The sequence below is a fragment of the Piscirickettsia litoralis genome, assembly GCF_001720395.1.
Lineage (GTDB): Bacteria > Pseudomonadota > Gammaproteobacteria > Piscirickettsiales > Piscirickettsiaceae > Piscirickettsia > Piscirickettsia litoralis.
This window is the reverse complement of the sequence record NZ_MDTU01000001.1, coordinates 1,902,116-1,921,179: the sequence shown is the minus strand read 5'-3', so window position 1 is coordinate 1,921,179 and position 19,064 is coordinate 1,902,116. Positions and strand designations below refer to the sequence as shown.

General features: G+C 43.1%; 20 protein-coding genes. 5 read left to right on the top strand and 15 right to left on the bottom strand.

Features of this window, described 5'->3' with window-relative positions; genetic code table 11:
- Positions 1 to 78 precede the first annotated feature (78 nt).
- The 13 genes from trbB to BGC07_RS09510 form a co-directional block, all read right to left on the bottom strand.
- Positions 79 to 1,026, bottom strand: coding sequence for a P-type conjugative transfer ATPase TrbB (gene trbB / locus BGC07_RS09560; RefSeq protein ID WP_077216842.1), 948 nt, complete (start codon positions 1,024 to 1,026; stop codon positions 79 to 81).
- Positions 1,023 to 1,526, bottom strand: coding sequence for a S26 family signal peptidase (locus BGC07_RS09555; protein ID WP_077216841.1), 504 nt, complete (start codon positions 1,524 to 1,526; stop codon positions 1,023 to 1,025). The genes trbB and BGC07_RS09555 overlap by 4 nt, the downstream gene beginning before the upstream one ends.
- Positions 1,513 to 2,706 carry a type IV secretion system protein gene (locus tag BGC07_RS09550; protein WP_069312913.1) on the bottom strand — a complete coding sequence of 398 codons (1,194 nt, stop codon included), beginning with the start codon at positions 2,704 to 2,706 and terminating at the stop codon, positions 1,513 to 1,515. The genes BGC07_RS09555 and BGC07_RS09550 overlap by 14 nt, the downstream gene beginning before the upstream one ends.
- On the bottom strand, positions 2,703 to 2,939 hold the full coding sequence (locus tag BGC07_RS09545; protein WP_235603069.1) for a hypothetical protein: 237 nt from the start codon (positions 2,937 to 2,939) through the stop codon (positions 2,703 to 2,705). The genes BGC07_RS09550 and BGC07_RS09545 overlap by 4 nt, the downstream gene beginning before the upstream one ends.
- Before the next feature lie 63 nt (positions 2,940 to 3,002).
- Positions 3,003 to 4,208: a TrbI/VirB10 family protein gene (locus BGC07_RS09540; protein WP_235603068.1), complete on the bottom strand. Its 1,206-nt coding sequence runs from the start codon at positions 4,206 to 4,208 to the stop codon at positions 3,003 to 3,005.
- Entirely contained in the window at positions 4,208 to 4,912 is a 705-nt protein-coding gene (locus tag BGC07_RS09535) for a TrbG/VirB9 family P-type conjugative transfer protein (RefSeq protein ID WP_235603067.1), read from the bottom strand. The genes BGC07_RS09540 and BGC07_RS09535 overlap by 1 nt, the downstream gene beginning before the upstream one ends.
- Entirely contained in the window at positions 4,909 to 5,238 is a 330-nt protein-coding gene (locus BGC07_RS22210) for a hypothetical protein (RefSeq protein ID WP_235603066.1), read from the bottom strand. Before BGC07_RS22210 ends, BGC07_RS09535 begins: the two co-directional genes overlap by 4 nt.
- Positions 5,238 to 5,924: a conjugal transfer protein TrbF gene (gene trbF, locus BGC07_RS09530; protein WP_069312912.1), complete on the bottom strand. Its 687-nt coding sequence runs from the start codon at positions 5,922 to 5,924 to the stop codon at positions 5,238 to 5,240. The genes BGC07_RS22210 and trbF overlap by 1 nt, the downstream gene beginning before the upstream one ends.
- Positions 5,917 to 7,992: a VirB4 family type IV secretion/conjugal transfer ATPase gene (locus BGC07_RS09525; RefSeq protein ID WP_394332118.1), complete on the bottom strand. Its 2,076-nt coding sequence runs from the start codon at positions 7,990 to 7,992 to the stop codon at positions 5,917 to 5,919. Before BGC07_RS09525 ends, trbF begins: the two co-directional genes overlap by 8 nt.
- The gene (locus BGC07_RS23875) at positions 7,892 to 8,416 is read right to left on the bottom strand and encodes a hypothetical protein (RefSeq protein ID WP_139121662.1); all 525 of its coding nucleotides are present in this window, start codon (positions 8,414 to 8,416) and stop codon (positions 7,892 to 7,894) included. Before BGC07_RS23875 ends, BGC07_RS09525 begins: the two co-directional genes overlap by 101 nt.
- An 88-nt stretch (positions 8,417 to 8,504) precedes the next feature.
- Positions 8,505 to 8,699 carry a VirB3 family type IV secretion system protein gene (locus tag BGC07_RS09520; RefSeq protein WP_235603065.1) on the bottom strand — a complete coding sequence of 65 codons (195 nt, stop codon included), beginning with the start codon at positions 8,697 to 8,699 and terminating at the stop codon, positions 8,505 to 8,507.
- The gene (locus BGC07_RS09515; RefSeq protein ID WP_077216839.1) at positions 8,700 to 9,056 is read right to left on the bottom strand and encodes a TrbC/VirB2 family protein; all 357 of its coding nucleotides are present in this window, start codon (positions 9,054 to 9,056) and stop codon (positions 8,700 to 8,702) included.
- 333 nt (positions 9,057 to 9,389) lie between these two features.
- Complete coding sequence (locus BGC07_RS09510) at positions 9,390 to 9,818, bottom strand: response regulator (protein ID WP_069312911.1); 429 nt, start codon at positions 9,816 to 9,818, stop codon at positions 9,390 to 9,392.
- Between the two features lie 418 nt (positions 9,819 to 10,236).
- Here BGC07_RS09510 and BGC07_RS09505 point away from each other — a divergent pair, with 418 nt between their 5' ends.
- Genes BGC07_RS09505 through BGC07_RS23250 form a run of 3 tightly spaced genes read left to right on the top strand, consistent with a single transcriptional unit; the run spans position 10,237 to position 14,493 of the window.
- Positions 10,237 to 11,376, top strand: a complete 1,140-nt coding sequence (locus BGC07_RS09505) for an efflux RND transporter periplasmic adaptor subunit (protein ID WP_069312910.1) — start codon at positions 10,237 to 10,239, stop codon at positions 11,374 to 11,376.
- Positions 11,377 to 11,402: 26 nt separating this feature from the next.
- Positions 11,403 to 13,262, top strand: a complete 1,860-nt coding sequence (locus tag BGC07_RS23255) for an efflux RND transporter permease subunit (protein WP_268801644.1) — start codon at positions 11,403 to 11,405, stop codon at positions 13,260 to 13,262.
- Positions 13,249 to 14,493, top strand: a complete 1,245-nt coding sequence (locus BGC07_RS23250; protein WP_268801643.1) for an efflux RND transporter permease subunit — start codon at positions 13,249 to 13,251, stop codon at positions 14,491 to 14,493. The genes BGC07_RS23255 and BGC07_RS23250 overlap by 14 nt, the downstream gene beginning before the upstream one ends.
- Before the next feature lie 22 nt (positions 14,494 to 14,515).
- On the opposite strand, the gene BGC07_RS09495 is transcribed toward BGC07_RS23250, so the two are convergent.
- Both BGC07_RS09495 and ubiK read right to left on the bottom strand, forming a co-directional pair.
- Positions 14,516 to 16,018: a YifB family Mg chelatase-like AAA ATPase gene (locus BGC07_RS09495; RefSeq protein ID WP_069312909.1), complete on the bottom strand. Its 1,503-nt coding sequence runs from the start codon at positions 16,016 to 16,018 to the stop codon at positions 14,516 to 14,518.
- Between the two features lie 79 nt (positions 16,019 to 16,097).
- Positions 16,098 to 16,358, bottom strand: coding sequence for a ubiquinone biosynthesis accessory factor UbiK (gene ubiK / locus BGC07_RS09490; protein WP_069312908.1), 261 nt, complete (start codon positions 16,356 to 16,358; stop codon positions 16,098 to 16,100).
- A gap of 128 nt (positions 16,359 to 16,486) precedes the next feature.
- Between ubiK and BGC07_RS09485 the strand changes: the two genes are divergently transcribed.
- Entirely contained in the window at positions 16,487 to 16,828 is a 342-nt protein-coding gene (locus BGC07_RS09485; RefSeq protein WP_069312907.1) for a P-II family nitrogen regulator, read from the top strand.
- A 39-nt stretch (positions 16,829 to 16,867) separates the two neighbouring features.
- Positions 16,868 to 18,766: a biosynthetic arginine decarboxylase gene (gene speA, locus BGC07_RS09480; protein WP_069312906.1), complete on the top strand. Its 1,899-nt coding sequence runs from the start codon at positions 16,868 to 16,870 to the stop codon at positions 18,764 to 18,766.
- Positions 18,767 to 19,064: the final 298 nt, after the last annotated feature.

The following is a 19,064-nucleotide window of genomic DNA, read 5'->3' as shown; positions in this document are numbered from 1 at the left end:
CAACGAATAAATTGCTGCAAAGGCCGATTATAACAAAACACGTCTTAAATACCCACTCTCCAAGCAAGACAGCCCAGACTAATCAACAAATTCAACAACATAACGTCCTTGTTGATAATCGCGAATATGAGCGATTTGGCGCACCCGACGCATGCCTTTACTGTCCCGCGCTAGGTGCACAACCACATCCAATGTTCTGACAATTAAATTATGGGGAACCACCGGCACCACTTCTTGCAGTAAATCTTCAAGGCGATAGGGCGCATCTTCAGCACTATTAGCATGCAAAGTACATAGGCCACCCGGATGGCCGGTATTCCAAGCTTTCAATAGGTCTAGCGCCGCACCATCGCGAACCTCGCCGATAATAATTCGATCAGGTCGCATTCTCAAAGAGCCTTTGACCAACATACGCATATCCACTTGCTCAGATGTGCGCATAAAGACCACATCTTTTGCATTGGCCTGTAACTCAGGTAAGTCTTCGAGCACTAAAATGCGATCGTCGCTCTCATCTAACTCACGTAGCATGGCATTAACAAAAGTCGTCTTCCCCGAACTCGTTCCACCCGCAATCAAAATATTCTTGCGTTCAGCCAAGGCTTTTAATAAATACTCGCGCTGACCCGCGGTTAATAAACCTTTATCCTGATAGTTCTCAAGAGTAAGCTTTTGTTGAGTTTGCTTACGGATGGCAAAAGTCGGCCCTTCAACAACAGGAGGCAACCAGCCTTGAAAACGTGCATGGGTGACTGGCAGTTCTGTGGCGACTTCTGGGTTTTCTTTATCAGCCACATCATTGCTGCAAGAGGCAACGAGCTTAATAATATTAATGCCACGCTGAGCATCAATCATTGTATCTAAACATACTTTTATACCACCGATACGCTCTACATGCACCGAGCCATCCGGGTTTAACATAATTTCAATGACATTATCATCATTAAGCAAGGCACAGATTTCCTGACCAAATGCCGTGTTGAGCATCTCATAATAGCGCCGCTGTGCGTGGGCATCCTTCATCATAACTGTGTCACCTTTGCAAAAATTTGCTTTTGCTCTATTAATCCAAAATAACGTCCGTCAAACGAATTTGACACACGCAACGCCAAGAGTAAATAATGATTTTTAGCAATAACCTCACAAACTCGCCATTGCGGTAAGGGTTTGCCCGGCGCATAATCCTGCTGAATATAAGCCGTTTTTTTATCATTAATAAACAACCAATCACCACGACGGCAAATAAAGTCTCCTGGCACCCCATACACTTGTTTCATCATACTCATGCTTTGCCCGAGCCAATCATGCTGGATAAGGTAATCTTTTAACTTTTTAGGTGGAGTGAATAAAACAGCTTCACCGTGCTTCAATGGTAACTTAATCGGCGAGGCCCAATACCAACCTATCGGCATGCTCGGTGTTAATTGATGAACTAAACTATAGCCTGTGCTTTTCAAGCCCATCACGATAATAGCTAATAACAGTAAGGCCAATAGCGGATAGAATAGAAACTTATTTCGGCCCATGGTATTTATTATTTTTTTCGACCACATCCTGCAGTGATTTTTTCAAATCTTTAATCGACTCTTGCGACATCCGTGCACTAACATTAGTATTTGCATTTGAGAGTGAAGACTTCATCGCTTTAGCAAATTGACCCGCATTCATGCCCGACACTTGAGTTTGGGTGGATACGGCAACATTCGCTGAACCCGTTTGACCGGGATTAACCGTAGTTGCCGCCTGAATGCTACTTGGCTCACTGCTTCCACCTTGCTGCATATGCGCCGCCGCTGCTACCGCCGATCCGGAGGCTGCCTCAGCCTGCCCTGCCATTGCCGTCACCACAGGTGCCGCAACAGGAGCCGGTTGCGGGCTTGTTACATTGACCTGAGCATTATCGCTATGGAATAAGCTCGTGCTCACTTTGCCGATTGCTCGCACTGCCAATTCAGGCAACCGCCACGCTAAAATGGTAAAGACAAAGGTAATTAAGAAAAAGCCTAAAGGTATAGTAAAGTCAGTGTCTTGTGAGAAAGTCTGCTTACCGATAGTCGACCAAACGCCCACCGCCGTGCCCAATACCAGCATGAGCACTAAAATTCGTATTGCCGCAGAAACCAATTGCTCAATTGCGCGGCTAAGTAAATTACCTGTCGGTTTAAATACGCTAAGTGGGATTAATAATAACGAGACTGCTGCGGTGATATAAAAACCGACGTTGACAAAAATTAATTGCACGGCAATCAACGACAGCATGATCAGGCCACCAAAACCTAAAATTAAATATAAAGTGCTGGCTGCTGAATTAATCGTCCCGTACTGCATCGACACTTTCATCAGACTAATATTCGCATCATAACCATATTTAAAAATCAGCATCGGCTTTGTAAACAACTTAAAGACATGCTTGTCATTGACAGCATGATTACCCAGATAAAGCACAAACTGCATTAAATAATTTAAAATAGGCGTATACCAATAGAGTATTGCCGCGATAAAGCCTATTTTTAACACTTTAATTAACGCACTGCCTAACGCTTCATCCTGCTTAATCGCCCAACTTAAGCCAAAGAAAATAACTTCAAAAACGATAAAGTAAAATAACAATTGCGATGCCGTCGCACCAATTAAGTGAATCGCATCATTGAGCTTTTCGATAAATTGGTTCTGAATCGTATCAAGAATGGCTGGGCTTAAGTTCATTCATTATCCCCAACGCTGTCATAATCATCATTGCCAAACAACTTGCCTTCTTCTTGATCAAAACCACTATTAAAGTTTTGCTGACTGCTCCATTTTTTATAATTACTTTTTGTGAGGGCTTTTATCACCTTTTGTGTTAACTTGGCACGTTCTTGCGTGTTTTTTTCGCTGATTTTGTGTACTGTTGTTAGTCGTATTCGTGTTGGTATTTGTGTCGCCCGTATCGGTATCACCAATATTAGCCCAAGTGATACTCGAACAGGCAAACATTAATACAACACAGAATACTCTTAACACTAAGCACCTCCTCGATACGGCGGAATTGTCATATCCTTACGAGTAAAGACACTAAATAGCGTGCCGATTGGCAAACGTATCGTTGGCTTTAAGCCTAAGCTTCTATCAGCAATTTTACCACCAATTTGCGAAGAGGTTTGCCCTAAAGATTGCGCGGCTGATGTTGAAACGCTTGATGACGTAGAGCTTCCACAACTATACGCGTCACCCGCGCTGGTGTAACATATTTGGTTACTGCTACTATTCGCTCTATTTTCTGCCAAAATCGCTGGAATATTAAAGAGAACGCCAAGTAAGCCAGCTCCGATGATCGCACCCCAATGATTATCAACATCACCAGAAATACCCGATTCACCAATATCGTTCATGCCTGGAGGCGCAGACAGGACAATCGAGGAGCCATCCGGGCGGATCATCCGCGTGAATTTAATCTGCGCACGCTCATCACCGTATTTGACATCAGAGTTGTAAATACCGACTAAAGTGGTGCCTTGTGGAATCAATAAATAACGACCGCTAGCCGTATCATAGACGTTACGCGTCACTCGCGCTCGAATAAGTCCCGGCACATCCGAGTTGATCGCCGTCTGCAAGACCGCAGGAATATAGGTCCCTTCCATGATCATATAAGGCGAATCAGGGTCTTGCATCACATGCTTGCTTTGGGTGTCGTCTTTGGCACTTTGATTTAAGAAGTTAATTTGTTTTTGCGATTGTGATAGCTTACCGCTCTTACCATTTTGAGCAGGTGCATTGCCTTTAGATTGCTGTTGACCTGAGCGACCTTGATTTTGCTGCTGTTGTTGCTGCAAACGTGGCGCACCGCCGGCAAAGAAAATCGCACTTGAAGCGGCTTCTTGGTCCATTTGCGTCATCGGCCGAGCTTGTTGCATAGGTTGCCGCGGACGATTTTTCAAGCGGCTGAGCTGTTCCATTAATTGTTGCTGAGAAGCGCGCAAAGCTTGTAGCTCTTGGCGAATCTCTGGAGGAATCTGATCGACGTATTTTGGTTTTTGGTTACGATCAAGCAGATTATCTATTTTTTTGGCCTGATTATAATTCGGCAATTGGTTGATATTATTACTGGCTCCTTGCGATCCATCGGTTGCTGTTGCGCCAAAGGCTGTAGGCAAGATTAAACTTGCAATCAAGCTTAAGCAAATGCTCTTTTTAAGCGCAATTTTTTTACCGCCCAACCCACTCATCAGGCTTTCTCTTCACGATCAACTTGAATCAACGCTAAGTTATCCGCGAGTTTCGTGCCTAATTGCAGACGAATTTTTGGATACACGCCTTCGATAATAATATATTGACCTTTAACGTGATAATTCACCGAGGTCGCATAGCTTTTATCACCGGTATCGACTTCGACCAATGGCATCTGGCGATTCAAGGTCGTTTTATTGAACTTAATATAAGTTTTCACGCCATCATCAAAGACTAATGTCGGCATAAAGTGACTGGTATCTCCTTGCACCGATTCGGTCTTGTAGTGCGAGAACATATTGGCAATATTAACATCAAGTCCACTGGCACCTCCGCTCGATAGGCTGGTATCTCCTGTTGCGCTATCATCAGTTGATTGGTAGGTTACCACATTTTCATTGGGATATTGCCACTTCACCGCCTGCATATAAGCATCAGGCGTTGAAATCAGCTGAATATGATAGACACGCTGATTGGTCATCACCACCATCGTCGTCTTGAGGCCAGCTTGATTGGGCTTAATCAATAAATGCTCACGTTGATAGGCACCTGAACCACTCACGGTTTTACCAATCTGCCAACGCAAGGTATCCCCTGCCGCCTGCGAGATTAATTTCTCACCGGTTTGAAACTCAATATCCGTCATCTGCCCGGGTGACGCATAAACCACATAGGACGCACCATCCATATATTGATACGTCATGATACTATTGACGAAATCACGGCTGTTTGGATAACGTAAAGCCTCTTTGTTGGCGTATTGAACCGCCGCTTCTTTGCTCTTAAAGGTCTTATCACCAACCTTTTTAGACCCTTACCTTGGCTTTTTAGGTACTTTAACTGACCTGGAACTGGCACCGGAACATATTGAGTGACAACCTTGGTTTTCACTAGATTCTGATTCACCGCCGGCTGAAAATGTACCGGCGCATTGCTGCTTGAATCTTGACCACTTCCCATCGACGCGCAGCTAGATAATGCCAAAGGTAATGCTGCAAAGGTTACGACTTTAAATACCCTTAGTTTCATTAATTTTTCTCCGCCAATGTAAAGTATTGGATATGAATCCCGAGTGGGTTGATTAATATTTCATGCTCTGTCGTCGGCTCAGTTTGACTGACGGTAAAAATACCATGGTAGCGCTTGACTTCAGTCACTTTGCCATTTTGATCATAAGACGTTTGCCGCCAACTTGCCGAATAACTATTTGGAGTAATCTGCTCAACGGACTGCACATCGACTGTTTGTGTCAACTGACCAATATGACGCGTCGGTTGTAGTTTTTGCATCAAGCTATTAAATTGCAAACGCCCTTTACTTGCCGTGAGTTGATAGGCTTCTAATAAGTTATTTTTTAAGATCACCGGATCCAAAGGCAAACTCATGGCTCTGCGCACAAACTTAGCAATAAAGTACTGATATTGTGCATCCGTCGGCCGGTAGGGTTGATTGGTTTTAACCACATTAATCACCTGCCCAGACGAGCCGACTTCAGCGACATAAACCACATTTTTCTTCTGCTGAATCAGCATAATCATGCCAACAAGCAACAAAACACAGGCCAATACACTGGCTAAGGCAATCAGACGCCAATTATTCGCTTGAGCACGTGAAGAGCCTATGCGCTTATCCCATTCTTGAGCCGCTTTTTGATAAGGCGTCACCGCTTCATCATAACGGTAATCTGACTGTTCTTTCTTTAACTTTTTACTCATAGGGTTTCCATTGTTCTAATAAGCTAAGCGCCCACTCTAAGTTACTTTCACGCAAATACTGCTCGACAAAGGCTCGGTATTCATGGTTTTTATAAAGCGCGCGAATCTTTTGCTTCTCTTCAGGACGACTGATTCCAGCAAAGGCCAAGGCAATCGGACCAAGGCTTAAATCGAACATACAGTTGCCTTGTGTCGATTCATAATAATATTGACGTTTGGGCATGGCCGAAGAGAGCATCTGAATTTGTCTGGCATTTAAACCCAACTGTTCATATGCGCTGTAAACACTCGGTTCTAATGCGCGGTTATTTGGCAGGAAAATCCGTGATGGGCAAGACTCTAATAGACTATTGGTGATAGCCGATTCTAAAACATCATCGACCGATTGCGTGGTAAAAATCACGGAAACATTTAATTTACGCAAGGTTTTAAGCCATTCACGAATTTTTGCTTCAAAAATAGGGTGATCTAAGAACAACCACGCTTCATCAAGAATCAATAAGGAAGGCACGCCAGTAAAGCGCTGTTGCAATACATGGAAAATATAATCAAGTACCGGCGGGATAATCGCGGGAGTTTCCATCAACGCTTCTAGATCAAAGCACTGCCAAGTTCCCGTGGTAAATAACTCATGATCCGCATCTAAAATATCACCATACGGGCCGCCTAACGTATAGTGGTCGAGAGCCTGGCGTAATTCATGATCTTGTAATAACGCCTTTAAACCGGTGAGTGTGCGCTGATTTTTAGGAACCGCAGCAAGGCCAACCATCGCCTGCCAAAGCGTATCTTTCACATGAGGGGTGACTTTAATTTTTTCATGCTGCAATAACCCCAATAACCACTCGGTGGCCCAAATGCGCTCAGCTTCATTATCGACATGCGCCAAAGGTTGAAAGACCAAATCTTTATTCTCAGGCTTACCGACTTCATAGTAATGACCGCCGACGCCCAAGGTTGAAGCAAGAAAACTCCCACCCTTATCGAAGATAAAGACCTGAGAATTTTGATAACGGCGAAATTGTAGCGCCATCATGTTGAGTAGTACAGATTTACCCGCCCCCGTTGGTCCTAACACCATCTGGTGGCCCACATCACCAATATGATTAACTAAGCGAAAGGGCGTATTACCACGAGTCCGCGCATGCATCAGTGGTGGCCCATTTAAGTGCTTATTGCCTTCTGGCCCGGCCCAAATCGCCGAAAATGGAATTAAATGGGATAAGTTTAAGGTATGCATCAAAGGTGCACGAATATTGGCATTGGCATGCCCAGGCAATGAAGAAAGCCAGGCTTCTACAGCGTTTAGTGTTTCTAATATTGTTGTAAAGCCCAAGCCATTAACGACACGTTCAACCTCACGAATTTTTTGCGTGACGACCTGTGGATCTTTATCCCATACCGTAATCGTTGCCGTATAATAACCAAAGGCGACATGATCATCTTCTAGCTCTTGAATCGCCTGATCGGCATCACGCGACTTATTAACAGACGCTTGATCAACCATCGCGCTTTCACTTTTGGTCATCATCTCCATCAACATGGTGCCTAAGCCCTTGCGCTTAGCGAACCAACGCTTGCGGTATCCTTTAAGCTCTTTCTCAGCGTCCGTTTTATCCAAAGGTAAAAAGCGCGTTACCCAGCGATATTCAATCGGCAAATGATTGAGCTGATCGAGTAAAGCCGGCGCTGAAGTCGACGGAAAGCCCAAAATCGAAACAGTTCTGAGATGAGACTGGCCAAGTTGTGGCTCTAAGCCTGCGAGCAAGGGAGTATCCGCAAGCACAGCGTCAAGATACACCGGCACGTCGGGTGTTTTAACCGGATGCTCTTTCTCAGAAATACATTGGTGCAAATACGTTAGTGTCTGATCGTCATCCAAGAACGCCGCATCAAACATAAAGTCTTTTAAAATATCAAACAAACGCTCACAAGAAACATTGAAAAAATTCAATTGTGCTTGATAGTTATCTAATTTCTCGGCAGTTTCTAACTGCTGCTTTGCTTGTTTCTGCTGTTTTTTTGCGGCTGAGTTTTTTAGGCTTACTATCCTGACTTTTCTTACCACCCTCTTTTTTAACCATTGCCTCAGATAGCTTATTTGCCGCTTCGCTCGGGGGCATAAACTGCAAGGTTAAATAATAGTGACTTTCAAAGTTTTCATCGTCACGCTTGAACAGTTCATGGCGCTCTAAATCGACGAGCCAACTCACCGGATCTTCAAAGCGATTTTCTTCGCTATAGCGCTGAGCTTGGCTGCGCCTCGCTTCGATATAAATTGCCCAGCCAGAACCTAAGCGCTTTAAGGCATTATTTAAGCGAGCGGTTGTTGCAACCAGCTCGGCATCTGTCGATGACTCAAGATCAGGGCCGCGAAAGCGTAGTGTACGTTGATATGAACCATCTTTATTTAATACAACCCCAGGTGCAATTAAAGCCGCCCAAGGCAATAAGTCAGTAATACGGTCAGGATTTTTTGCGGTATTCTGCAATATTAAACATAACAACTAACGACGTCCCTAAACCCGGTAATAACTCTTTTTACGGATACTGCGTAGAATAACCTGAAAAAAATACGGGTCATTTTTTCGTTAGCACTACAGCAACAATATGAATCAATACATTCGCCGGCAAAGCATAAAGAGTTTGTAGGCCCAAACCAATTGCGCAGCCCAGCGTTAAGTTAATAATCGCAATCTCTCGCGGCACACCAAGCAACAGTAGCGGCTGCGTTAATGATTTGTGTATAGTAACCGAGAACCCAAGTATCGACATTTAAAATACACTACCGCCAGTTACACCAAATAGGCTTGTCACAACACTTGTTGCAGTAAAGGCGATAGATAAGCCAAAGACAATTTGGAAAATCTTGCGCATACCACCACCAGACTCACCAAAGGCGATTCCTAAACCTGCAATAATAATCACAATCACACCCAAAATTTTCGCCACTGGCCCTTGGATAGAAGCCAGTATTTTCTGTAATGGCCCTTCCCACGGCATCGGCGAGCCATCGGTTGTCGTGGCAAAACTTGTATGCATTGTAAATAACAATACACCTACAATCATCGTCACAAACTGACTGAATTTCTTTATGTTTTTTCGAAATTTGTTAACTATCGCCTGTCCCACTTCTCTCTCCTGTCTGTCATTCACACTCAATTCAAAGCATTATAGCGAGATTCTCTTTTTCATACCAGAAGCAGCACGACACGCCGTTTCATACCTCAGTTGAAGTCGCCCTATTGTCAATGATTCAAATTAAGCCACCCTTAAGCTACAACACTTTGCGGCTTATACATAGGAAAATTTATTAAATCTAAGGTCTACTGTTTTAGCTGTGTTTTCCAAGACACGATTTTCACCTTGACAATGCAGTGAAAATTACAGTTGATGAGTTATTTTATGCTCGAATAGTGAAAATAATATAGATAAAATCACTCATTTTCTTAATGATGCATCGCATCATGACTTCGATTCGACACAATGCTGCTTAATTATGCGTGCAATACGATCCAGACCTTCTAGCGACATTGGTTTTTGTAGATAAGTCGCTTGGTATTCTTCAGCAATCGCGACATCCTCTTCATGGTGAGAAGTAGTCAAAACAATAATCGCTAAATTTTTGAAACTCTCATTTGCTCTTAACTGTGCAAGCAATTCACGGCCATCCACCCGGGGTAAATTCAGATCTAAAATCAACAGCTCTGGATTCACAACGTGCTCATAGGGCGCTTGACGATTCAAGTAAGCCAAGGCCGTCTCTCCATGCTCTACCATATCAATACTGAACAAAGTATCAACATGAGACAAGGCATTAATGAGCAAATTTGCATCAGCCACCTCATCTTCAACCAGCAAAATATGATAGCGATGTTGTTTATCAAGAGCCATTCACTCAACCATCCCTCACAGCTTCATCAATAAGTATAGCAATTCATTAATAGCGCTTTAATTAATCTACAAATACTCAATACAGCGACTCCATAACCTTCATTTCTCACTGTACATCTATGGCCAGACAAAGCAGTTTTACAAATTAGAAGTAAAACAAAGCGGCTGCGCGATCACACTCGCTGCTATTTACAACTATTTAATAATATCTTAATGTATTTTAGGTTACTATATATCGCTATAAGGATCATATTTATGGAACACACATTAAACCTTAATACTCAACTGGGCGAATAGGCGTCCAAATGCGTTAGAGCAATACTCTGGCCAAGGCCCTTAAACCTTCTTCCAGAACCTAACATCATCATAACACTTTAATATAGCGGGCAAAGGCAAACTCAGCTCTAGGTAAACTCGAATGAATAAAAAAATTTTAAAAAAGCCATCCGCTTGGATAATCAGCATTGTCGCCCTCGCCATCATTACCGCAGCTGTAAGTTACTACCACCTAAGCAACACCACCAAAGCAACGACGACCGCAGCCAAAGCGACCGCCGTGACAGTGGCCACAGTAAAAACGCAAGCCATTCCTTTGCAGCTCAGTGCAGTAGGCACAGTCATCTCTCCAAGAACCGTCATGCTAAAAGCCCAACAAGCCGGTGTCATTCGCCATATTTACTTTCATAGTGGTGAACAAGTGCATCAGGGCCAGCTACTCTTACAAATCGATAATGCCAAACAAAAAGCAGCACTCGCCGCTGCCCAAGCGAATTTATTTAGCTTAGAGGCCGATTATAAGCGCAATCTGCTAATGGCAAAAAACGATCAAGCCACGGTATCACCCAACACGCTCGACCAAAAATTAGGCGCAGTCAGAGCCGCCAAGGCCAATGTAGCCAAAGCGAAAGAGAACCTGTTAGAAACTCAAGTACGCGCGCCATTTTCAGGTCAAATCAGCGCTTTAGAAGCGGTTAGTAATAGTAGTGATGCGACAGGAGCCGCGCTTAATCAAGATACTCAAATCACCCTCGGCGGTTATTTAGAGGAAGGTGATAATATCGTTGTTTTAACTGAACCTAAAAATATTCTAATTCAGTACCAACTGCCACAAGAATATAGTGCGGATATGGCCGTCGGTCAGCCAGTGCAGATTACCTGTGCACAACAGGCAAGCACTCAAACATTCACCGGTAAAGTCAGCTATATCTCACCGACCTTACTCACTAACAGTCACGCCTACCTTGCGCGCGCAACTGTCCATCTTGCAGCCAATCGCGATACACTCAAGCCGGGCATGACTGTCTTACTCACCCAAACCCTACAACAAGGCCGCCAAACGCTTGCCGTTCCAGGTTTAAGCTTGGTTCCTTCACTCACTGGTTTTAGCGTCTATATGATAGAAAACCACAAAGCCAGAGCCGTTCCTGTCCAAACAGGCAACCGTTACGACACTTGGGTTGCCATTAATCAAGGCGTAAAAGCAGGCGATAAAATCATTGTCAGCGGCCTCAATGACATCCATCCAGGCTCCTTAGTCAAAGTCACTCAGACTCTTTAACATCTTTAACTGTAAGGTTATTTCTCGTGAGACTTCCTGAAATTTGCATCAAGCGCCCCGTACTCTCAGTGGTGATTAGCCTCATATTGATTTTATTAGGTCTATTAGGTTATCAACAGCTCACCTTGCGAGATCAACCCAAAGTCTTTAAGCCTGGCATTGAAATTCGTATCACCGTCCCAGGTAGTAGTCCGCAATACGTTGAACAGAACATTATTATTCCTCTGGAAAATAACTTACAGTCAGTTCCCTACCTGTCCTATACCTATTCAGAGTCAGAGCAAGACTATGCTGAAGTTGATTTGCACTTTAAAAATATTACTCCAGAGCAATTTTTAACCGTACAGTCTCAAGTCCAGCAAGCCGTCAATGCCACAGAACTCCCTGACAATGCCGACACTCCCGTGATTGATTTGCGCGGCAGCAGTGGTGAACAAGCTTTACTCATCGGCGTTTCTGACCCACAAATGGGCCAGCATGAACTTGTAGATTACGTTGCTAATCACGTTGCCAAAAGACTGCAACAAGTCCCGGGTGTCGGCCAGGTGCGCCAAATGTCAACGACTGACGCCCTGCGCATTAACCTATCACCGAACAAGATGGCTTTAAATAATATTACCGTCCAAGAGGTCATCGACTCACTTAAAAAGAATAATACCGCCGCCCAAGCCGGCCAAATTACCAATGCAGACCAGACCATCTCTATTAATCTGGACTCTAGATTGACCAGTATTGACCAATTTAAAAATATTATCGTCAAGCAGCAAGGCACTCACATTACTCATTTAAGCGACATTGCCCATATCGCCATTGATAACACTTCTTATGCCGGCGCTTATACCTTTTATAATGGCATGCAAGGTGTTGCTATCAGCGTTAAAGCCAGCGATGATGCCAACCCGATTGCACTGGGTAAAAGCCTGGAAACAGTCCTAAATCAATTACAAAACCAGCTTTCCCCTGGTATGAAACTGCATATTCTTTGGAATCAATCTAACCTCATCAAACATGCCGTCGATGAAGTTTTTAGAACCATTATAGAGTCAGTTATTCTCGTTGCCCTCGTCACCTTGCTTTTTTTAGGCAGCTGGCGCTTTGCCATGATCCCGATTATAACCATCCCTGTGTGCATTATTTCCGCCTTTTCGATCATGTGGTTGCTCGGCTTTAGTATTAATTTAATGACCTTGCTTGCCTTAGTGTTAGCAATTGGTTTAGTGATCGATGATGCGATTGTCGTCTTAGAAAATAGCCATCGCCATGTTGAGCTGGGTGAACACCCCATGACCGCGACGATTAAAAGCATGAAGCAAATCGTTTTTCCGGTCATCGGCATGACAATTTCTATCATTGCCGTCTATATACCCACTGCCTTTTTAAGCGGTAAAACTGCGGTTTATTTCCAACAATTTGCCTTTACTCTTGCCGGTGCTACATTAATCTCAGGGATTATTGCCTTAACACTCACACCGATGATGTGCGCACGCCTATTAAAACCCAGCACACCTGGTGGCTATAGCGATAAACTCGAACATGTATTTTCAGCGCTCATGCAGTTTTACAAAAAAATACTGGGCGGGGTCATCTCGCGGCGCTGGCTACCGATTAGCCTATTTATCATTTTACTCGGCTCAGGCATTGCTATTTTCCGTTATTTACCCAGTACGATGATCCCCGATGAGTATGCCGGTTATGTCTTTATCGGTATTCAAGCTCCTGACTCTGCCAGTGTCGCTTATACCGAACGTGCCGCAAAACCCATTATTACTAAAATTGCTAAAATGCCAGAAGTTGAGGCGATTATGTCTTTTGCCGGTGGCACCGGTAACTCAGGCGACTTTGGCTTTAATTTTGCAAAATTAAAACCGGCTTATGCGAGCAGCTAAAAAAAATGCTGAGGTTGCGACCAAAATTAGTTCAATGTTCAAGCATCTAACGAATGTGAAGGTCTTTGCTTCACCCATTAATGTCATGGGCCATGATAGCGGTGACTCCCCGGGTGAAATCGATTTTTTTGTCACCGGCTATGCCAACTACAATCAGATTGTTACCGCCAGTAGCGAGCTAGAAAAAGCATTGAAAAAATTACCAATGTTCCAAGAGGTCAGCAATAATAGCCGCTACTCTAACCAACAATATACGATTAAAATAAAACGCCAACTTGCCAGTGAGCTCGGTATTTCTATAGACACAATTAATACTGCAATTAGCACTTATCTAGGTGGTTATAAATTCTCTGATGGCTATCAATTTGACGGCGTTGAATATCCACTTTATTTACAACTCGCTAAAAATAAACTCCATGACTTAAATATTCTAAAGGATATTTTCTTAACCAATAGTCAGGGCAGCTCAATTGCTTTAAATCGTTTGGTAAATGTTAGCTATACCACCAGCTTACCCAAATACGTTCATATTAATTCCATCCGTGCTGGAGAAATGTCAGTCGTCCCCAATAGCGGCTACACCAGCGGCCAGGTAGTTAATCAATTAGAAGCAACCGCCAAGCAAGTCTTACCGACCGGTATGAGCTTGCAATATGATCAACAAACCCGTGAGATGATAGCAGGCAATAGCACGATGATTTTAGTGTTCAGTCTCGGCCTGATATTTATTTACCTGGTTTTAGCCGCTTTATTTGAAAGCTTTATTGACCCACTCATTATTTTATTGACTGTACCCCTTTGCATCGTCGGCGCGCTTGCAGTATTAAAACTCATTGGTGGTTCTTTAAATATTTACACCTCCATCGGCCTCGTCACCTTAATCGGCCTGGTTGCCAAACATGGCGTGTTAATTACCCACTTTGCCAATGAATTACGTGAACAAGGTCAGAGTATAAAACAAGCGGTGATAGAAGCGGCGAGTGTGCGCTTGCGCCCTATTTTAATGACAACAGCAACGATGGTGTTAGGTGCAGTCCCCTTGATACTCTCTGGCGGCGTTGGCTCAAATAGTCGGACCCAACTCGGTACAGTCATTATTGCCGGCTTAATCATCGGCACGATTTTTTCCCTATTCGTTGTCCCAGTGGCCTATATGCTCTTTGCTGCATTAAAACCTAAAAAATCAAAGACAGTAATAAATCCAAATCACACTGAGGCCATTATAGAATAATAACTAGAAGCGATTAATTAAGTTAACTCTGACGCCGATCTAAGCTTCGATAAGATAAACTCTCTTGAATATGATTGAGTTTAATCTCACGGCTTTGCTCAAGGTCGGCAATTGTTCTAGCAACTTTTAATAAGCGATGATAAACCCGTGCGGAGAGGCCAAACTTTTCTATTGCTCGCGTTAGTAAGTTAGACTCTTGTTGCCCCAGCGCACAAAACTCATCGATTTGCCGTGGCATTAAACCTGAATTTGGGCACTGCTGACGTTTTAATTGCAAATTGCGGGCATTTTCCACACGCTCACGTATTAGTGCACTATTTTCAGACACCTGGCTACTCTTCAATTCATTTTGCAATAATCGAGGCACTTCAATTTGCAGGTCAATACGCTCTAATAAAGGCCCAGAGAGTTTATTTAAATAACGCTTTACTTGCAATTGAGAACAACGACAGCTCTGCTCTTGCGAACCCAAATGCCCACAAGGGCACGGATTCATCGCCGCAATCAGTTGAAAAGAGGCTGGAAACGACGCACGATGACTGGCACGAATAATGTCCACTTGCCCCGACTCTAACGGCTCTCGCAATACTTCTAGCACTTTACGATCAAATTCAGGCAATTCATCTAAAAATAATACACCATGATGGGCACGCGATATTTCACCGGGTTTTGGCACCGAGCCACCGCCAACCATGGCAATACTCGACGCGGTATGATGGGGGCTGGCGAACTTTGGAATATACCAACATGATAGATTAATTTCAGAGCTAGTTAAACTATGTACAGCGGCCGACTCTAACGCCTCTTGATTCGACAACGGCGGCAAAATCCCAGGCAAACGTGAGGCTAACATGGTTTTTCCTGTCCCCGGCGGACCAACGAACAATAAGTGATGGCGACCTGCCGCTGCAATTTCCAAAGCACGTTTCGCATGAGCCTGACCTTTAACATCAGCCATATCCAGATAATTTTCTTGTAATTTATTTACTTTGAAATTAGCTTGCTCTAAATCCCCTTCACCCTTTAAAAAAGCACTAATATTTGCCAGGCTATTTGCCTTATAGACACATAAGCCATCGACCAAAGCTGCTAAATTAGCATTTTCATTGGCAATAATGAGTTTACGCTCTGCTTTTTTAACCGCCGTCGCACTGGTCAACGCACCAGTGACAGAACGCACCTGACCTGACAAAGCAAGTTCACCGATGAACTCATAAAGGTTTAAAATGTCCGCATCTATTTGCCCAGAAGAGGCTAAAATACCGATAGCAATGGCTAAATCAAAACGTCCTCCATCTTTAGGTAAATCGGCAGGAGCAAGGTTTACCGTAATGCGTCGCTGGGGAAAATTAAAGCCCGAGTTTTGAATGGCGCTACGCACCCGCTCACGGCTTTCTTTAACCGCCGCATCCGGTAGACCAACAATGGTAAAGCCAGGCAAGCCATTGGAAATATGAACTTCAACGGTAACTTGTGGCGCATCTACCCCCACCTGAGCACGTGAGTAAACAATTGCTAATTTCATGCATCCCTGCCTTGTTTTATTATTTAAACCTAAAAATATAGAGTCATACCTATACAATCGATTTGTCTTAAAAAGAAAGTTACTTACTGTCTTTTTTCTGTAGCTGCGCTTCTAAATCATCAACACGCTTTTCTAGTGCCTCGACCATTAAACGGGTTTTAGTCAATACAGCCGATTGGATGTCAAACTCTTCACGCGTAACTAAATCCATCTTTTGAAAAGAAGACTGTAAAACCGTTTTCATATTCCGTTCAATATCTTCTTGCACATTTTTAATGCCACTTGGCATCGCTTCTGTGATTTTTTTTGCCATATCATCAAACAACTTAGGATCAAACATTATGCTCTCCGCTCTCTAAATTCATTTTATACTTACCTTATTTGACCTCAACTTCCATCAAAAGACAAACACTCATTGTATTTAATAGTGCTTTAAAGGATACTAGCAGCCAAAAGGGAGGGTAAATTATGAAACTTATTACAGCTATCATCAAGCCATTTAAACTCGATGAAGTCAGAGAAGCCTTAGATCAAACCGGTATTTCTGGAATGACGGTGACCGAAGTCAAGGGCTTTGGCCGCCAAAAAGGCCATACTGAACTTTACCGCGGCGCTGAGTATGTCGTTGATTTTATGCCTAAAGTAAAAATAGAAATCGCAATCAGTAGCGATATGGCAGAAGCGGTTATCAATACCATACTCAAACACGCTTACAGCGGCAAGATGGGCGATGGTAAAATATTCGTACAACCTCTCGAGCAAGTGATCCGCATTCGTAGCCAAGAAATGGATCACGACGCCCTACAGTAATTATTAAGCATTTAAGATTAAATAACAGCGGAGAATGCCGTGGCTTGGTCGATCAAACAGTCTAAAGAACTCTACAATATCTCTGAATGGGGCGATGGTTACTTTAATATCGATGATAGGGGCCAGCTCATTGTTCGCCCACAAGGCAGCCACAGCAAAGCCTCCATTTGTCTAGATGACCTTGTTAATACACTCGCTAAAAAAGGTGAGAAACTACCACTGCTCATCCGCTTCACCAACATTCTTCGCCATCGTGCCCAGCAATTAGCGAAAGCCTTTAACACCGCTATTCAAAACTGTGACTATCAAGGAAACTACACCCCCGTTTACCCGATTAAAGTCAATCAACAGCGCGCTGTTGTCGAATCTTTACTCTCCGCTCATAAAACCACAGTTGGCCTTGAAGCCGGTAGTAAACCTGAACTGATGGCAATCATTGCGCTGGCCGGTAAAAATTCAATCATCGTCTGCAATGGCTATAAGGACCGTGCCTATATTCGCTTGGCTTTAATCTCACAAAAACTAGGCAATGATACCTTTATTGTCATCGAAAAAATCTCTGAGCTTGCCCTTATTCTTGATGAAGCCAAAAAACTCGATATCACTCCCAATATCGGCGTGCGCATTCGCTTAGCCTCCCTCGGCAAAGGCAAGTGGCAAAATACCGGTGGCGAAAAGGCGAAATTTGGCCTTTATGCTGGGCAAGTCATTGAGCTGATTAATACCCTTAAAAAACATAAAAAATTAGATTGCTTGCGTTTATTGCACTGTCACCTTGGCTCACAGCTTGCCAATATTCGTGATATTCAACGAGGAGTAAACGAATTAACCCGCATTTATATCGAGCTAAAGCAACTTCATGCACCTTTAAATTATGTCGATTTAGGTGGTGGCTTAGGTATCGATTATGAAGGCACGGGTTCACGTAGTTTTTGCTCAATGAATTACAGCTTAGATGAATATGCTAGTAATATTGTTAATACTTTTAAAATTAACTGCAACCAAGCCAATATCACCGAACCCCATTTAATTACTGAATCCGGCCGCGCGCTAACCGCTCATCATGCCGTCTTGGTCACTAATATTATCGATTGTGAAAAGCCTGTCGGCACAGAGCCTGCTCCTGCACTAAAAAATCAAGACCATGAAATTTTACACCAACTCGCCGATTCGCAAAAAAATATTACCACTCGCAATGCCATTGAGCGTTTTCATGATGCCGCTTATGCTTTAGGTGAAGCTCAATCCATGTTTAATCATGGTATTTTAAATTTACAGCAACGCGCTCAAGCTGAACATCTCTACTCATCTATTTGCTTAACAATAAAAAACTGCTTAAATCCAAGCCATCGTGGCCATCGTGAGTTACTTGATGATTTAAACGAGCGTTTAGCCGATAAGGTTTTCTGCAATCTGTCTATTTTCCAATCTCTACCTGACATTTGGGCGATTGATCAAATTTTCCCTATCATGCCAACTTCAAGATTAAATGAAGAGCCCACACGACGAGGCATATTACAAGATATCACCTGTGATTCTGACGGCACTATTAAGCAATATGTCGATGGTTTTGGTCTCGAATCCAGCTTGCCTTTGCCTGCTGATAATCCAGGCAAACCCTATAACCTCGCTATTTTCCTGGTCGGTGCCTATCAAGAAACCCTAGGCGATTTGCATAATCTATTCGGTGATACTAATGCGGTACATGTCGAAGTCAATACTGATGGCAGCATAGAAATTTGTGAAACACTAAAAGGCGATACCATTGCCGATGTGTTAAGCTATGTCCAATTTAACCCCAAAAATTTAACAGAAGCTTATTTAACCAAAATAAAAAACAGCACATTAAACGAAACAGAGAAGCATCAATATTTTGGTGAATTAATTGCCCATTTTGAGAGTTCGACTTATTTGGTGCCAGATAACTCTAAATCTTAATCATTAATTAGAAGGCTAGCATTGGCCTTCTATAGACTATGAGTTGACTTTATAGTTATTTATCACATACATTCAAACCACCTACTTACACCCAAATGCACTGGTATTTTCGAACAGGATCATTGCCAAATGTTTTTTTAACAGCAAATAAAGTTTTGTTCATACCACTACACTTCAGCCCTATAATTTTATTAAATATTAGTTTACTGCTTACCCTTACAGGTTTGTTAATTTTATCAACCAGTGATAGAAATAGAATAGAAACGAAAACTTGCGTGTTAGGAAATTGGCCCTAACA

Excerpts from the sequence above, each read along its gene's own strand:
- ubiK (WP_069312908.1), bottom strand. The coding sequence starts at position 16,358 with ATGTTTGATCCTAAGTTGTTTGATGATATGGCAAAAAAAATCACAGAA.
- BGC07_RS23250 (WP_268801643.1), top strand. The coding sequence starts at position 13,249 with ATGCGAGCAGCTAAAAAAAATGCTGAGGTTGCGACCAAAATTAGTTCA.
- trbB (WP_077216842.1), bottom strand. The coding sequence starts at position 1,026 with ATGATGAAGGATGCCCACGCACAGCGGCGCTATTATGAGATGCTCAAC.
- BGC07_RS09485 (WP_069312907.1), top strand. The coding sequence starts at position 16,487 with ATGAAACTTATTACAGCTATCATCAAGCCATTTAAACTCGATGAAGTC.
- BGC07_RS09510 (WP_069312911.1), bottom strand. The coding sequence starts at position 9,818 with ATGGCTCTTGATAAACAACATCGCTATCATATTTTGCTGGTTGAAGAT.
- BGC07_RS09555 (WP_077216841.1), bottom strand. The coding sequence starts at position 1,526 with ATGGGCCGAAATAAGTTTCTATTCTATCCGCTATTGGCCTTACTGTTA.
- BGC07_RS09520 (WP_235603065.1), bottom strand. The coding sequence starts at position 8,699 with ATGTCGATACTTGGGTTCTCGGTTACTATACACAAATCATTAACGCAG.
- BGC07_RS09535 (WP_235603067.1), bottom strand. The coding sequence starts at position 4,912 with ATGACGTATCAATATATGGATGGTGCGTCCTATGTGGTTTATGCGTCA.
- BGC07_RS09550 (WP_069312913.1), bottom strand. The coding sequence starts at position 2,706 with ATGAACTTAAGCCCAGCCATTCTTGATACGATTCAGAACCAATTTATC.
- trbF (WP_069312912.1), bottom strand. The coding sequence starts at position 5,924 with ATGAGTAAAAAGTTAAAGAAAGAACAGTCAGATTACCGTTATGATGAA.
- BGC07_RS09505 (WP_069312910.1), top strand. The coding sequence starts at position 10,237 with ATGAATAAAAAAATTTTAAAAAAGCCATCCGCTTGGATAATCAGCATT.
- BGC07_RS22210 (WP_235603066.1), bottom strand. The coding sequence starts at position 5,238 with ATGAAACTAAGGGTATTTAAAGTCGTAACCTTTGCAGCATTACCTTTG.
- BGC07_RS09495 (WP_069312909.1), bottom strand. The coding sequence starts at position 16,018 with ATGAAATTAGCAATTGTTTACTCACGTGCTCAGGTGGGGGTAGATGCG.
- BGC07_RS09540 (WP_235603068.1), bottom strand. The coding sequence starts at position 4,208 with ATGAGTGGGTTGGGCGGTAAAAAAATTGCGCTTAAAAAGAGCATTTGC.